The organism is Vibrio sp. J1-1 (genome assembly GCF_021728395.1).
In the GTDB taxonomy this organism is placed as follows: Bacteria; Pseudomonadota; Gammaproteobacteria; order Enterobacterales; family Vibrionaceae; genus Vibrio.
Map to the genome: position 1 here is coordinate 272,341 of NZ_JAKKCM010000001.1, position 13,095 is coordinate 285,435.

Sequence of the window (13,095 nt, forward strand, 5' to 3'; positions counted from 1 at the left end):
CATTATGCTTGAGCGAAAAAGCAAAATGATCGCCTAATCGATATTCTTTACGTTCATGCGATTTTTAAATTCAAAGACGTGTTCCGGACAAACATCTAAACAGCGACCACAACTGATACAGTTCTGATCCATTACTCGGCGATCACCTTCTTTTAAGGGCAACCTTAATACCTCTGGTTCTGGACACACGTAAAAACAATCCATGCATTTCGTGCATGCTTCACGTCTTACGGCGGTAACTCTGAGAATACTCTTTCTGCCTATGACGCCGTAGGTTGCGCCTAAAGGACACAAGTGACCACACCATCCATGTTCCACAAGCAATAGATCTAGGACAAAAACGAGTCCAACTAAAACCCAACCTGCTCCCATGCCAAACACGAGTCCTCGATGCAACGCGGCAACCGGATCTATCCATGTCCAGAGGATCGCGCCGGATAATGCACTGCCTAACATCAGAACTGGAATTAACCAATAGCGAATAGATGGAGACCAGCGATAACTCGCTTTGATATTCAGTTTTCTGCGCAGCCAGGCAGCAACGTCTGTCACCACATTCAAAGGGCATACCCACGCGCAAAATGCTCGTGGTGCAAGAATCGCATAAATCACAATAACGATGGCTACCCCTAATAAAACATTAAACTCCGGAACATGCCCAGTAGCCACAGCCTGCAGTACGATCAGCGGATCGCTCATGGGTACAGTATCTAGCAACATACTAGACGAAAGATTGCCAGAAAAAACACCTAGCGTTGGCCCAGCCATAAACAGTGCGATAATGGTGAGTTGGCAAAGCCTGCGTAAGATTAGAAATCGGTGTGCTCGCCACCAGCCAAGCTTTTCTACCGCCTCTTTACCAGCATCTTGAGCTAAGTTTTTAGCCATTACTTACCTCCTTTTAGAGACTCAAGTGCACCTGCCGGTACAGGGTTTTCTTGTGGAAGCACGTTCTCTAAAGGTTTGTCTATTTCCTGCCAACCGAAGTTGTAGTGGCTACCAACTTTGCCTTTCGCTAAGTCCGTAGGCACAACCTTGATTGCCGAGACATCCAGTACGCAGGCTTGTTCACATTTACCACAACCTGTACAGACCTCTGAATTAACGGTTGGGATCAGCTTAGCGTGGTAGCCTGTGCGGTCGTTGTGAATGTTCTCTAAAGTAATCGCCTCATCAATAAGAGGACAGACTCGGTAACACACATCACAACGTAACCCCTGCCAGTTAAGGCACGTTTCGTGATCGATGAGCACCGCAGTCCCCATACGAGCATCATCAATGTTCGTTAATTCAGGATCGAGCGCCCCACTCGGACACGCAACCACACACGGAATGTCATCACACATTTCGCATGGTATATCACGTGCAGTGAAATACGGTGAGCCTGTAGCAACCGGAGACAGTAGCGTGGCAAGTTTTAACGTATCGTATGGGCATGCTTGTACACACAGCCCACAACGGATGCAGGCAGATTCAAAGTCACCCTCTGGCAGAGCACCCGGTGGCCTGATTGGGACCCCTTTGGTTTCGCGAGCTTGACTTTGCAAGGATTGTAGCCCCAATACACAGGCAGCAGCACCAACGCCCATCGCAGTTCGAGCAGTATCACGCAAAAATCGGCGACGACTTTGGGACATTTTTGACGGGAATGATTTCATCACGTTTCCTCAAAGAAGCTCCTTTATCAAGTTAAGCATAAATAGCCCGAAACGTGCTTCTTCCCCATGCCTCATAAGGGGTAACTCAGACCTCTATTGATTCAAGTCAAATTTACGCGCCTATCCGCTTCACAGTTTAAAAACCTTCTTTTCTCAGCTAAAAATGAATTCACCACAATCACCTATAACTGCGTAAATTTTTAGTATGAAAATCCAACACATTTTCAATCTTATCGGCATCACCAGCTTTAAATTACTAGATAAACTTAAAGAGACACACATATAACCAGCTGATTTTAATGATATAAGTTCAATAAAATTTAAAAAATGCTATTCAAAATTAAAAACAGTGGTTAGATTAAGGTAAAACAAACACAAAGGAGAGAAGCATGGAAATAATCGTACGTCCAACCACGGTTGAAGACGCAGCCGAGCTGGTTGAAATTTATTCACAGCCTAAAGCGCAACGTGAAACCCTGCAGCTCCCTAACCCGTCTATTGCCATGTGGAAGGAAAGATTGACTAACATGCCTTCTGGCGTATACAGCTATGTAGCCGAAGTAGATGGTCAGGTAGTCGGTAACATCGGCTTTCATCACTCACAACGTCCCAGAACTTCGCATACGGCTTCCTTTGGTATTGGTGTTCACGACCGTTTTCACGGCCTTGGTGTAGGCACTAAGTTAATTGAGACGGTGATAGAATTAGCCGATAACTGGTTAAATGTAAGGCGAATTCAAATAGAAGTGAACGCAGACAACGACGCAGCCATTGGTTTATACAAAAAGCATGGCTTCGAAATCGAAGGCGAAGCCGTTGATGCCTGCTTCCGCGATGGCGAGTTCATCAATACCTATTACATGGCGCGAATAAGACCTCGCAAGAATTAGAATTCAGCCTCCACAAGGAGGCTTTTTCATTGAGATTGGACTTTCAGTGAAGTAATCGCTCTCGCCGTCAACGCTTCGGTATAGGGATTAATTTTCCAGTGGTTCGGACTCCAACCTTTTACAAAACGATGAAAGTCAGCCCAGGCGACAGAAAACAGTGGACGCCACTCTCGCTTTACATCTTTAGGGTCAAGATGTGACTGGTAGATTTGAAGTGCACGCGTCAGTTCTTTGAAATAGGTATCGAGTACCCAACTTTCCATTTCTGAACATGCTTCTGGATCGACCGCACTGCTCATAAACAGCGCCACATCCTTCATAGCACAGCCATGACCAACATACTGAAAGTCGACTGCAGCAACCGATGATTCTGCGTCATCAAAACAGAAGTTTGCTAATTTGGCATCGCCATGAACGATAGTTTGATATTTTGCGTGGGTAAGTGTGCTATCAATTAATGACGCAGCTTGTTTTAACTCTGTATCTTCTAACGCTTCCAGTTCATCTGGCCTCGTTGCCAAATGCCAATAGGTTCCAATAACCCATAGCTGATCGTGGTAAACCCCGATATAACGAGCATGAAAATGCGCTAGCCAAGAGAGGCACGCTCGTAAATGTTTTTTAGACGCTTTAGTCACCACTTTGGTAAACCCCGCTTGCGCGAGATCTTCCATAACGATCAACCATTCATTATCCGTTTGAAAGCATTTTAACCCTTTCGGTATCCGGCAATGTTCATCGATAGGTTGACTAAAGTGTTCATACCAACTGACCTCAACCTGATAAGAGTGCAGCTTACGGTAATGGGATCGATCGGTATTCCAGCCTCGCGGGTGCTCTGATGGTTTAGGAAGCGTCACATGTTTTACAATGATTGAGCGCTTCGAAAAGTTCACTCGTACCAGTTCACCGTAACCTCCCCAAAGTGATTGAATTACTTCGACCGACGCGAGATTACCAAGGTTTAGCTCATTGCCAATGTTCTCGTATGGAGAGTTGATCATTTGTTCTCTTACGCCAAAAGATGCGCCCATTGTTTATTTCTATCAATGTAATGCCCGACATAAGGACAAACCGGAACGATTTTGTAGCCCAATGATTCAATCTCTGGCAGTACCGCTTCCATCATCACCTTTCCGCACCCCTTACCTCTAAGCTCTTCAGGAACCAAGGTAGACGTGATATGCATTTCGCCATTGTGCAGTTGATACTCGACTTTGGCGCTAAAGCCTGGTTCAAGTTCAACCCAAAAGAGGCCATTTTCGATGTCGTGAGTCACTTTTTGCATAACTTACTACCTTATTTTCCGTTCACTTATTGAATAGAACTATATCACTGAATAAAATCAATACCACGCTAGGAAGCCCAAGTAATTCATATCAGTCCCTTTTTCAGGTTCGACCATAATAATGAGAAATATGATACCCAGCGCCATAGATGGCAAGCGACCTTCTCAAAGCAAGAGGGAGCCAGAACGTCAGGCGACAACATTAAACAGCACTGATGCAATGGCAATGGTGGAGCACGGTAGTGAAGTTTCTTTAAACGTAACCACGCCAGTAGGAACTAAGTTTATTACCACCAGTACCTTTATTGGCTGTCACTCCAACCATACCGCGTTGGTAGAAGTACCTAATATTTCGGAAGAAGATCTCAAGTTCTACTTTCAAGAGGGGTTCTGGATCAACATCAAAGCGTACTCTCAGCGTGGTGAGGGCGCTATTATTCCATTTAGAGCGCAAATACAGCATCGCTTAGGGGAACCTTACCCAATATTGGTGCTTAGCCTACCAAATACGATGCAAGTGTATCAGCTTAGGAAAGAAGTTCGCTACGAAGTCAATTTGAAAGCACATGTACGCTTCGAAGCATATCGCAATGAATGTGAGATAAGAGATATTTCACGAAGTGGATGCCGCTTCGTGACTTCACCAATGAGTCGTCCACTACAAGTTGGCGACCAGATTTCGTTAGATGTAGCCATGCAGGAAGATAACCGTTTGCTAGCACCGCTAAACGGCCGCATCTGTAATCTGCAAAAATCGACACATTACTCCCGCTATGGTGTGGAATTTGATGACGTAGGTAAAACCAATGCAAAGGGCTTACTGAGCAACCTCAAATTTGACGGAACCAAACTCAAGTTAAAGTAGTTCGTCATTTGTCTCATCGTTATTTCTGATGACACAAGAATAGAAAAAGGCACTGAATGTGCCTTTTTCTTGTTTAGTTCGGTCAGCGACTAAAGCGCTTTTCCGCGATATTTGGTCTACTTTCTCAATGCATTGAGCTTAGCTTGAGCAATCCCAAAAATCGTATCGATCGGATAAGAGCCTTCTTCTGTTGGCTCCCCAGCCACTTTTCCGGTGAACAGTTCAATCGCTTCGGTGACATGGTCGATCGCCCAAATATTAAATTCACCTCTTTCTACCGCTTTGACGATATCCGCTCGTAACATCAAGTTATGTGCATTAGAAGCCGGAATGATAACCCCCTGACCGTCATGACGACCTTTAATGACACACACATCATAAAAGCCTTCAATCTTTTCGTTTACGCCGCCAATGGGTTGCGCTTCACCAAACTGGTTCATCGAACCTGTGATGGCAATATCCTGACGGTTTGGCTGTTTTGAAAATGCTGACGCAACCGCACACAGCTCGGCCATGCTGGCACTGTCTCCATCGACCCCGCCATAAGACTGCTCAAAGGTGATTGTGGTCGTGAGCGGAACACGTGCATTTTTACCAAACACAGACGACAAATACGCCGATAAGATCATGACGCCTTTGGAGTGAATGCTACCACCGAGATCAACACTGCGTTCGATATCAATCACTTCACCGTCACCATAGCACGTGGTCGCGGTAATACGGTTTGGTGCACCAAACATATAGTCACTGGTACTCAACACAGACAATGCATTAACTTGCCCGACCGCCATACCTTCCGTGCGTATCAACGTCGTACCATTGACATACGATTCCATCACACCGTCACGCAAACGGCTCACGCGCATTTCTTGATTCTTCAGCGCTTCTTGTACATGCCCGGTTCGAATCATGTTGGAGTTTGCCTGACGAGCAACGTAGTTTGATTCTCGGAGCAAGTTAGCGATATTTGCAGAATGGAGCGACAACTTAGACTGGTCCCCAGACAAACGCGAACTGTATTCGATAATACGAGCAATGGCTTTCTTGTCACAATGCAGCATGTTGTTATCGTGGACGACACTAGAAATAAAGCTCGCATAGTGCAGCTCAGACTCTGGCGTTCGGCTCATTTCATCTTCGAAATCTGCCGTAACTCGGAATAGCTCACTAAATTCCGGATCGTAGTGCTGTAACAACTGATAAGTTCGGTAGTCACCAAACAGGATAATTTTGATATCTAACGGAATCGGTTCTGGATCGAGTGAAACCGCACCTGTTAGCGTCACTTCTTTCTCTAGCGAGGTAAAGCTTAACTGACGCGATCGAATAGCACGCTTTAGACCATCCCATACATAGGGCTGCTCAAGCACTTTCTGTGCATCCATCAAAAGTACGCCGCCATTGGCTTTGTGCAGACTACCCGCTCGGATAAGTGAGAAATCGGTAAACACTGTGCCTTTGAAGGTTGCCGTTTCAATTGAACCAAATAGCGAGTGATAATTAGGGTTCTCTTCGACAACAATTGGGAAGTCACTATTACAGCGACTGACCAATACATTCACTTTGTAGCGACGCGGTAACTTCTTATCTAAAGACGCGGTTGCTATTTCGCCTTGTTCAGCACTTTGGTCAAGAAAAATATCGGCGTTCTCGACGATGTCTTTTTGTAGTTCAGTAAGATAGGTTTTGATCTCAGGGTACTGGGAGTAATCAACCTTAAGCGTCTTAATGAAGTGCGTAATCACATCCAATGTCACTTCATCATTGAGCTTTTTGATCTTTTCACTAAAGGTTTCTTCCCACTCGGTGAGTTCACGTACCATGGAGCGCAAAGCCACTTCCAATTCATCAATGGCATCGCTGAATTGTTCTTGCTCTTTTTTGCTCAGTGCATCAAAAGACTCTTCGGTATGCAGTTCATCACCATTCATAGCGACGAACTGGTAGTCACCTTGCGTTGTGATCGTCAGGCTAATGCCTTTTTCTTTCGCTTCCTTACTGATACGATCCAACTCATTCTGTTGCTTGCTGGCGAGTTGGTTTTTTAAACGATCCGCGCGGCTAAAATACATTTCGTTATCGAATGCCAGTGGTAGCGCATTGAGCAATTTTCCCATCAAGGTTTCTATATCGACTCGTAGTTTATTCCCTATACCACAAGGCAGTTTCAGGACCTTCGGTGTACGAGTGTCTTCAAAATTAGCAACATAACACCAATCAAATAGTGCTTCCGCATCGTGTTGATGACGATTTAAGTAACGTAAAATCATGGTACGTTTACCTAGACCATTCTGACCGATTGCGTAAATATTGTACCCTTTCTCCTTGATTGACATCGCAAACTCAACCGCTTTTTGAGCGCGTTCCTGCCCCACGATTTCGTCAAGAGGAGGTAATTCCTTGGTAGACTTACATGGCATATTCTCTAGATCAGCTACAGAATATAACTGCTTGGGTTCTAGCCTTAGTATTGCCATATCCGCTTCCTTTTTCTTATTGTCATCAATTGAGTGTAGAGATTATTTGTTTAATTTTAAGTGATTTACATTACATCACGGCCTGTTCGAACACTTTATGAGCAACTAAACTAGAAAAAATGACAACAACGCACACTTGCAATTGATAACTATTTTCATTTAATATCATGTTCAATCTAATTTGGGGAGTTGAACATGGATATTGAGCAATGCTGGATGCACTACATGAAAGCTGGGCAATTAATACAACAGGGTCACTGGCCTGAAGCTCATCGTTTATATGAAAGCGTCCTTAATCATTTACCCAATCACATCCACTCCGCGTTAGAAAACGACCAGACCAAACCCTGCCAATTTATTTGTCTTATTAGCGGGTTACGTGATGCAAGCGTGGCACAGTCAGAAATTCTCAACAGGCTTGGATCTCAGCGCGAGGCCTTTTCAGCTCTAAACCAAACTTATGCGCTATTACAGTTTTTACAACTAGAAGATAATGATTTGATAGAGCGCTTGGGACACCTACTCGCGCAGCACAGTGAAGACTTACTTGCACACATGGTCGCATTTTGTTCCGCTCAGCGTAATGCAGAGTGGATGATAGAATTGAACCACGTTACTCATGCACATGAACAGTTTTTGCAGTTACAGGCGAAGATCTCTAGAGAGCCTGACAGTACGCGTCTTTACAATTAAGTCACGAATCCCAGTGCCGCAGAGAAGCGTCATTTGGTAATGAAGCCCTCGTATCAATTTAAATATGGGCATAGCTGCCTTTCGGTTTGGCCGCCGAGACTGGTTGGTTCAACGAGTCAGACTTAGTCAACCTGACTCACCATACTGTTATCAGTATGACTTGAGTTCCCCCAACCATGAAAAATGCCGCGATTCTGTCGCGGCATTTTTTATTCTTCTTTTTAGTGGCTGTTATACAGACTCAATTCCCATGTTGTATAACGTGAATGCATATACATCAGTAGTGAGGTCAATCTGTTTACTTAGTGGCATACCCGCACCGTGCCCTGCATTGACATCAATTCGGATCAATACTGGGTTTTCACCCTGATGTTTATCTTGCAGTTCAGCAATGAATTTGTAGGAGTGAGCAGGCACAACACGATCATCGTGATCGGCAGTGGTCACCAGCGTCGCAGGGTATTGCACACCCTCTTTCACATTATGTACAGGCGAATAACCAAGTAGATACTGGAACATCTCTTCACTTTGCTCAGACGTACCAAAATCATACTTCCAGCCTTCCCCAGAAGTGAATGTATGGTATCGAAGCATATCAAGCACGCCTACAGCTGGCAGTGCCACTTTGAACAGCTCTGGACGTTGCGTCATGCATGCACCGACGAGTAGCCCACCATTCGAACCACCACGAATCGCCAAGCGTTCTGAACTTGTGTAGTTGTTCTCAATCAAGTATTCAGCAGCGGCGATAAAGTCGTCAAAGACGTTCTGTTTTTGCAGTTGGGTGCCGGCATTGTGCCATGCCTTTCCGTATTCACCACCGCCTCGCATATTGGCTACCGCATAAATACCACCTAGCTCAAGCCAGTTGGCTACATTGCCCGAAAACATTGGTGTCAGGCTGATATTAAAACCACCGTATCCGTAGAGCATTGTCGGCACAGCACCATCAAATTTAGTGCCTTTCTTATAGGAGATGATCATCGGTACTCGCGTACCATCTTTAGATGTGTAGAAAACCTGTTTCGACTCATAGTCGTTACGATCAAATGGCGCTTTAGATTCTTGATACAGCTTCGATTCACCGGTCTCAACATCAAAAGAGAAAATCGTCGGAGGCGTAACGTAATTGGTAAAGGTGTAATACAGCGTGGTTTGTTCTTTCTTCCCAGCTAAGCCATACGCTGTGCCTTCACTTGGTAATTCAACATCACGAATCCATTCACCTTGATAGTTGAACTGCTGTACTTTCGACAGAACATCAACCATGTAAGTCGCAAATAAATAGCCGCCACCTTTACCGACTTCTAACGGCTGTTCTTGCTCTGCGATGACTTCTGCCCACTGTGAGGTTTGCGTGTTGTAACTGACGACTTTGCCATTTGACGCATCTAGGTTGGTATAAAACAGCAGGGTTTCATCCTGATTATCGATGAGGTGTGTGTCGCCTTGTGTAGTTTCGCGTAACGTCACAATCTCTTGTGCTACTGAGTTAAGGTCGATATAAAACAGACGGTTGCCCGAAGTCGATTCCGCGCCAGAGATAATTAAATAGCGATCATCCGTGGTTGTCGTACCGAATACATAGCGATGTGTCTGAGAGTCCAATGCACCAAACACGACTTTATCTTCAGATTGTGCAGTACCCAGCTCATGATAGTAAAGTTTATGCTGCTCGGTACGCGCCGACAGTTCGCTGCCTTTTGGCTTATCGTAACTGGAATAGTAGAAGCCTTTACTGCCCAACCAGGAAATGGAGGTAAATTTCGCATCGATAATTTCTGGTTCCAGCTGCTCTTTGGATTCCACATCAATCACAAAGATCTTACGCCAGTCACTGCCACCTTCAGAGATAGAATACGCGACTAAACGGTTATCTTTTGAAAAGCTCACTTCACCAAGAGAAGTGGTACCCTCTTCAGAAAAGGTGTTTGGGTCTAAAAAGACTTCTGCCTCACCCTCTCCTTTGCAACGATAAAGTACGCTTTGGTTTTGCAAACCATCATTTTTATAAAAATAAGTGTAATCACCGCGCACAAATGGCTGTGAGAACTTCTCATAGTTTTGGCTGCTTGCGACCAGGTCGCGGATTTTCTGGCGATAAGGGATCTGACCCAGTAAATCAAAAGTCACTGAGTTTTGGCTTGAGACCCAGTTTGCCGTGTCTTCACTGCGATCATCTTCTAACCAGCGATACGGATCGGCAATATCGTGTCCGAAGTAGCTATCCACAGTAGAATCTTTGCGAGTTTTTGGGTAATGCATAACGTCCGTGTTACTCCACTTTATTTTGTTTTAGTTGAGACTGATTCTCAACACATACCTTAGGGCGCTAACGTTTGATTTCAACTAAAAGATTGAAATATTTATTAAATACATGAGTGACTTAGAAGTAATGAGAAATCGTTAAATAGCGCTCCCGAATATGCTCAATTAATAGCTTCACTTTGTTGGGTGGCTGGCGAGTAAACGGATACACCGCATATATGCCCAGTTTTTTGCCGACTAATTCAGGGAAGATATCAACCAACTGACCATTACGAATATCGTGATACACCAAGCACCTTGGCACGTAGGCGATACCATGACCACCTAGTGCCGCCTTACGAAGCGCTGTTGCGTTATCAGTAGAAAAACTTCCTGACACTTTAACAATGTAGTTGCCTTCGTCACTCTTAAACTCCCAGTCGGAAGCGCCCGTAGTTTGGTAGGCGTACTGAAAGCAGTTATGACGCGTCAAATCGATCGGTTCTACTGGTTTACCATTTTTAGCAATATAAGAAGGGGAAGCACACACGACCCATTGAGAATCAAGAATATGCCTTGCAATTAAGCTGGAGTCTTCAAGATACCCGGTGCGAATCACAAGATCGTAACCATCAGCCACGAGATCAACGAAGCGATTATCGAGCGACATATCGACAGTTAAGCCCGGATGAAGGTTGCAAAATTCGGCTACCGCATCAGCAAGAATCAAGTCCCCAGAAATGGACGGCACAGACATCTTGATATGTCCGCTTACATTCTCTCCAAAGCCTGCAACTGCATCCATAGCCTCCTGAGTGGCTTGCTTCACATTTTTAGCACTATGTAATAACACCTTCCCCGCTTCCGTTAGGGTCAATTTACGTGTTGTTCGATATAATAGCTGTGCGCCGATTTCTTCTTCCAACCTGGCGATTCTTTTACTAACTACCGAATTTGTAACGTTATTTGCTTCTGCAACCTTACTAAAACTGCCCAATTCAATTACCTGAGAAAATAGGATTAAGTCGTCTGCTCTCATTTTATTATGTCACTTTTGGAATTAATTATTTTCATTATTTCCCTATATCTAAAAAAAATAAAGGAGTAGATTCACGCCAAATTAACAAAACCATTACAACAAAAGTCGCCTCTACAACGGAAACATACCGTTCAAAAAGTCTGCGGACGAAGGATGTACAAATGAGTGAAACCCTACTTGCCCTCGTGGCCTTTTCGCCAATTGTTGTGGCCGCCATTTTATTGGTTGGTCTCAACTGGCCTGCTAAAAAAGCTATGCCTGTTGCGTTCGGTCTTACCGTCGCTATTGCCCTAATGTTTTGGGATATGTCAGCTACTCGCGTACTGGCATCCGTATTCCAAGGCCTAGGAATTACCGTATCTGTTCTCTGGATCGTGTTTGGCGCCATCTTCTTGCTCAACACTTTAAAACACACTGGAGCGATCACAACTATCCGTAACGGCTTTACAGATATCTCTACCGACCGTCGTGTTCAAACTATCATCATTGCATGGTGTTTCGGCTCGTTCATCGAAGGGGCGTCTGGTTTCGGTACACCAGCAGCGATTGCTGCGCCTCTACTCGTTGCGATTGGCTTCCCTGCTATGGCAGCGGTGCTTATGGGCATGATGATTCAGTCTACACCTGTGTCATTTGGTGCTGTAGGCACACCGATCATTGTCGGTGTAAACAAAGGACTGGATTCACATAACATTACCGAGACATTGGTAACTCAAGGCTCAACATGGGAGATGTACCTACAGGACATTACCACTCACGTAGCCGTTATTCACGCTGTTGTCGGTACCATGATGCCAGTGCTAATGGCTGTGATGTTAACACGCTTCTTCGGTAAAAACAGAAGCTGGACTGAAGGTCTCGATATCCTGCCGTTCGCTCTGTTTGCTGGTATCGCATTTACGGTTCCTTACGCATTGACTGGCGTATTCCTAGGGCCTGAGTTCCCATCTCTGATTGGTGGCCTAGTTGGTCTGTCAATTGTGGTTACCGCAGCGAAAAGAGGCTTCTTAGTACCGAAATCAAAATGGGACTTTGAAAGTGAAGACAAATGGCCTGCAGAGTGGTTAGGTTCTCTTAAAATTAACATCAAAGAAAAGTCTGGTAAGCCAATGAGCCTAGTAATGGCATGGGTTCCTTACGTAATGTTGGCTGTGATTCTTGTTGCTAGCCGAGTTAGTGCTGAGTTCAAAGCCTTCCTTCAAAGCATCAGCTTATCTTTCAGTAATATTCTTGGTGAAGCAGGCGTTAGTACAGCAATCCAACCGCTATACCTACCTGGTGGTATCCTGGTGTTTGTTGCTCTGCTTGCAGCACTACTACAAAATGGTAGCGCGAAACCACTTCGTGAAGCATTCGGTGAATCGAGCAAAACACTCATTGGTGCTGGCTTCGTACTGGTGTTCACCATTCCAATGGTACGTATCTTCATTAACTCGGGCATCAATGGTGCAGACCTTGCGAGTATGCCAGTAACAACAGCGAACTTTGCTTCTGACCTTGTTGGCTCTGCATTCCCAGCATTGAGCGCCACCGTGGGTGCACTAGGCGCGTTCATCGCTGGTTCTAACACGGTATCGAACATGATGTTCAGCCAATTCCAGTTTGAAGTAGCTCAAACGCTATCTATCTCAAGTGTGATTGTTGTTGCACTTCAAGCGGTAGGTGCGGCTGCAGGTAACATGATTGCGATTCACAACGTCGTAGCGGCATCAGCAACGGTAGGCCTGCTGGGACGCGAAGGTGCGACACTACGTAAAACCGTTATCCCAACATTCTACTACCTTGTTATGACTGGCATTATCGGTTTGGTACTGATTTACGGATTCCAGGTGACAGATGTCTTGATGAAGTAAACAAAAGCGCAGGGTGCTGCCGCCCTGCACTGTTTTGACACAGCTATTAGCAACACTACCCGCATTGGTTTCTTTAACCTGCAAA

Annotated in this window: 11 protein-coding genes; 4 read left to right on the plus strand and 7 right to left on the minus strand. The window is 45.0% G+C overall.

Translation table 11 applies throughout. The features are described 5' to 3' along the window. Positions 1-33: 33 nt before the first annotated feature. Positions 34-888, minus strand: a complete 855-nt coding sequence (gene napH, locus L3V31_RS01200) for a quinol dehydrogenase ferredoxin subunit NapH (protein ID WP_237314002.1) — start codon at positions 886-888, stop codon at positions 34-36. Continuing rightward, entirely contained in the window at positions 888-1,658 is a 771-nt protein-coding gene (gene napG, locus L3V31_RS01205) for a ferredoxin-type protein NapG (protein WP_237314005.1), read from the minus strand. Before napG ends, napH begins: the two co-directional genes overlap by 1 nt. A gap of 389 nt (positions 1,659-2,047) precedes the next feature. Between napG and L3V31_RS01210 the strand changes: the two genes are divergently transcribed. Next, the gene (locus L3V31_RS01210) at positions 2,048-2,548 is read left to right on the plus strand and encodes a GNAT family N-acetyltransferase (RefSeq protein WP_237314007.1); all 501 of its coding nucleotides are present in this window, start codon (positions 2,048-2,050) and stop codon (positions 2,546-2,548) included. A gap of 26 nt (positions 2,549-2,574) precedes the next feature. Here the strand turns inward: L3V31_RS01210 and L3V31_RS01215 are convergent, their stop codons facing one another. Together L3V31_RS01215 and L3V31_RS01220 are read right to left on the minus strand one after the other, a co-directional pair. Beyond that, a complete protein-coding gene (locus L3V31_RS01215; protein WP_237314009.1) occupies positions 2,575-3,552 on the minus strand; it encodes an ecdysteroid 22-kinase family protein in 978 nt (325 codons plus the stop codon). Between the two features lie 8 nt (positions 3,553-3,560). Continuing rightward, entirely contained in the window at positions 3,561-3,836 is a 276-nt protein-coding gene (locus tag L3V31_RS01220) for a GNAT family N-acetyltransferase (RefSeq protein WP_237314011.1), read from the minus strand. Between the two features lie 130 nt (positions 3,837-3,966). On the opposite strand from L3V31_RS01220, the gene L3V31_RS01225 reads away from it, so the two are divergent. Next, positions 3,967-4,701 carry a flagellar brake protein gene (locus L3V31_RS01225; RefSeq protein ID WP_237314013.1) on the plus strand — a complete coding sequence of 245 codons (735 nt, stop codon included), beginning with the start codon at positions 3,967-3,969 and terminating at the stop codon, positions 4,699-4,701. Between the two features lie 116 nt (positions 4,702-4,817). Here the strand turns inward: L3V31_RS01225 and L3V31_RS01230 are convergent, their stop codons facing one another. After that, positions 4,818-7,178 (minus strand): ATP-binding protein, encoded by a 2,361-nt coding sequence (locus L3V31_RS01230; protein ID WP_237314015.1) that lies wholly within the window; start codon positions 7,176-7,178, stop codon positions 4,818-4,820. A gap of 195 nt (positions 7,179-7,373) precedes the next feature. On the opposite strand from L3V31_RS01230, the gene L3V31_RS01235 reads away from it, so the two are divergent. Beyond that, entirely contained in the window at positions 7,374-7,871 is a 498-nt protein-coding gene (locus tag L3V31_RS01235) for a hypothetical protein (RefSeq protein WP_237314017.1), read from the plus strand. 231 nt (positions 7,872-8,102) lie between these two features. Here L3V31_RS01235 and L3V31_RS01240 read toward each other — a convergent pair whose 3' ends face one another. Both L3V31_RS01240 and L3V31_RS01245 read right to left on the minus strand, forming a co-directional pair. Then, the gene (locus L3V31_RS01240) at positions 8,103-10,136 is read right to left on the minus strand and encodes a prolyl oligopeptidase family serine peptidase (RefSeq protein WP_237314019.1); all 2,034 of its coding nucleotides are present in this window, start codon (positions 10,134-10,136) and stop codon (positions 8,103-8,105) included. 121 nt (positions 10,137-10,257) lie between these two features. After that, positions 10,258-11,157 carry a LysR family transcriptional regulator gene (locus tag L3V31_RS01245; RefSeq protein ID WP_237314021.1) on the minus strand — a complete coding sequence of 300 codons (900 nt, stop codon included), beginning with the start codon at positions 11,155-11,157 and terminating at the stop codon, positions 10,258-10,260. 161 nt (positions 11,158-11,318) lie between these two features. Here L3V31_RS01245 and L3V31_RS01250 point away from each other — a divergent pair, with 161 nt between their 5' ends. Beyond that, on the plus strand, positions 11,319-13,010 hold the full coding sequence (locus L3V31_RS01250) for an L-lactate permease (RefSeq protein WP_237314023.1): 1,692 nt from the start codon (positions 11,319-11,321) through the stop codon (positions 13,008-13,010). Positions 13,011-13,095 lie beyond the last annotated feature (85 nt).

Coding starts and splice junctions, on each gene's coding strand:
- L3V31_RS01230 (WP_237314015.1), bottom strand. CDS start 7,178: ATGGCAATACTAAGGCTAGAACCCAAGCAGTTATATTCTGTAGCTGAT.
- L3V31_RS01225 (WP_237314013.1), top strand. CDS start 3,967: ATGATACCCAGCGCCATAGATGGCAAGCGACCTTCTCAAAGCAAGAGG.
- L3V31_RS01240 (WP_237314019.1), bottom strand. CDS start 10,136: ATGCATTACCCAAAAACTCGCAAAGATTCTACTGTGGATAGCTACTTC.
- napG (WP_237314005.1), bottom strand. CDS start 1,658: ATGAAATCATTCCCGTCAAAAATGTCCCAAAGTCGTCGCCGATTTTTG.
- L3V31_RS01235 (WP_237314017.1), top strand. CDS start 7,374: ATGGATATTGAGCAATGCTGGATGCACTACATGAAAGCTGGGCAATTA.
- L3V31_RS01215 (WP_237314009.1), bottom strand. CDS start 3,552: ATGATCAACTCTCCATACGAGAACATTGGCAATGAGCTAAACCTTGGT.
- L3V31_RS01210 (WP_237314007.1), top strand. CDS start 2,048: ATGGAAATAATCGTACGTCCAACCACGGTTGAAGACGCAGCCGAGCTG.
- L3V31_RS01245 (WP_237314021.1), bottom strand. CDS start 11,157: ATGAGAGCAGACGACTTAATCCTATTTTCTCAGGTAATTGAATTGGGC.
- L3V31_RS01250 (WP_237314023.1), top strand. CDS start 11,319: ATGAGTGAAACCCTACTTGCCCTCGTGGCCTTTTCGCCAATTGTTGTG.
- L3V31_RS01220 (WP_237314011.1), bottom strand. CDS start 3,836: ATGCAAAAAGTGACTCACGACATCGAAAATGGCCTCTTTTGGGTTGAA.
- napH (WP_237314002.1), bottom strand. CDS start 888: ATGGCTAAAAACTTAGCTCAAGATGCTGGTAAAGAGGCGGTAGAAAAG.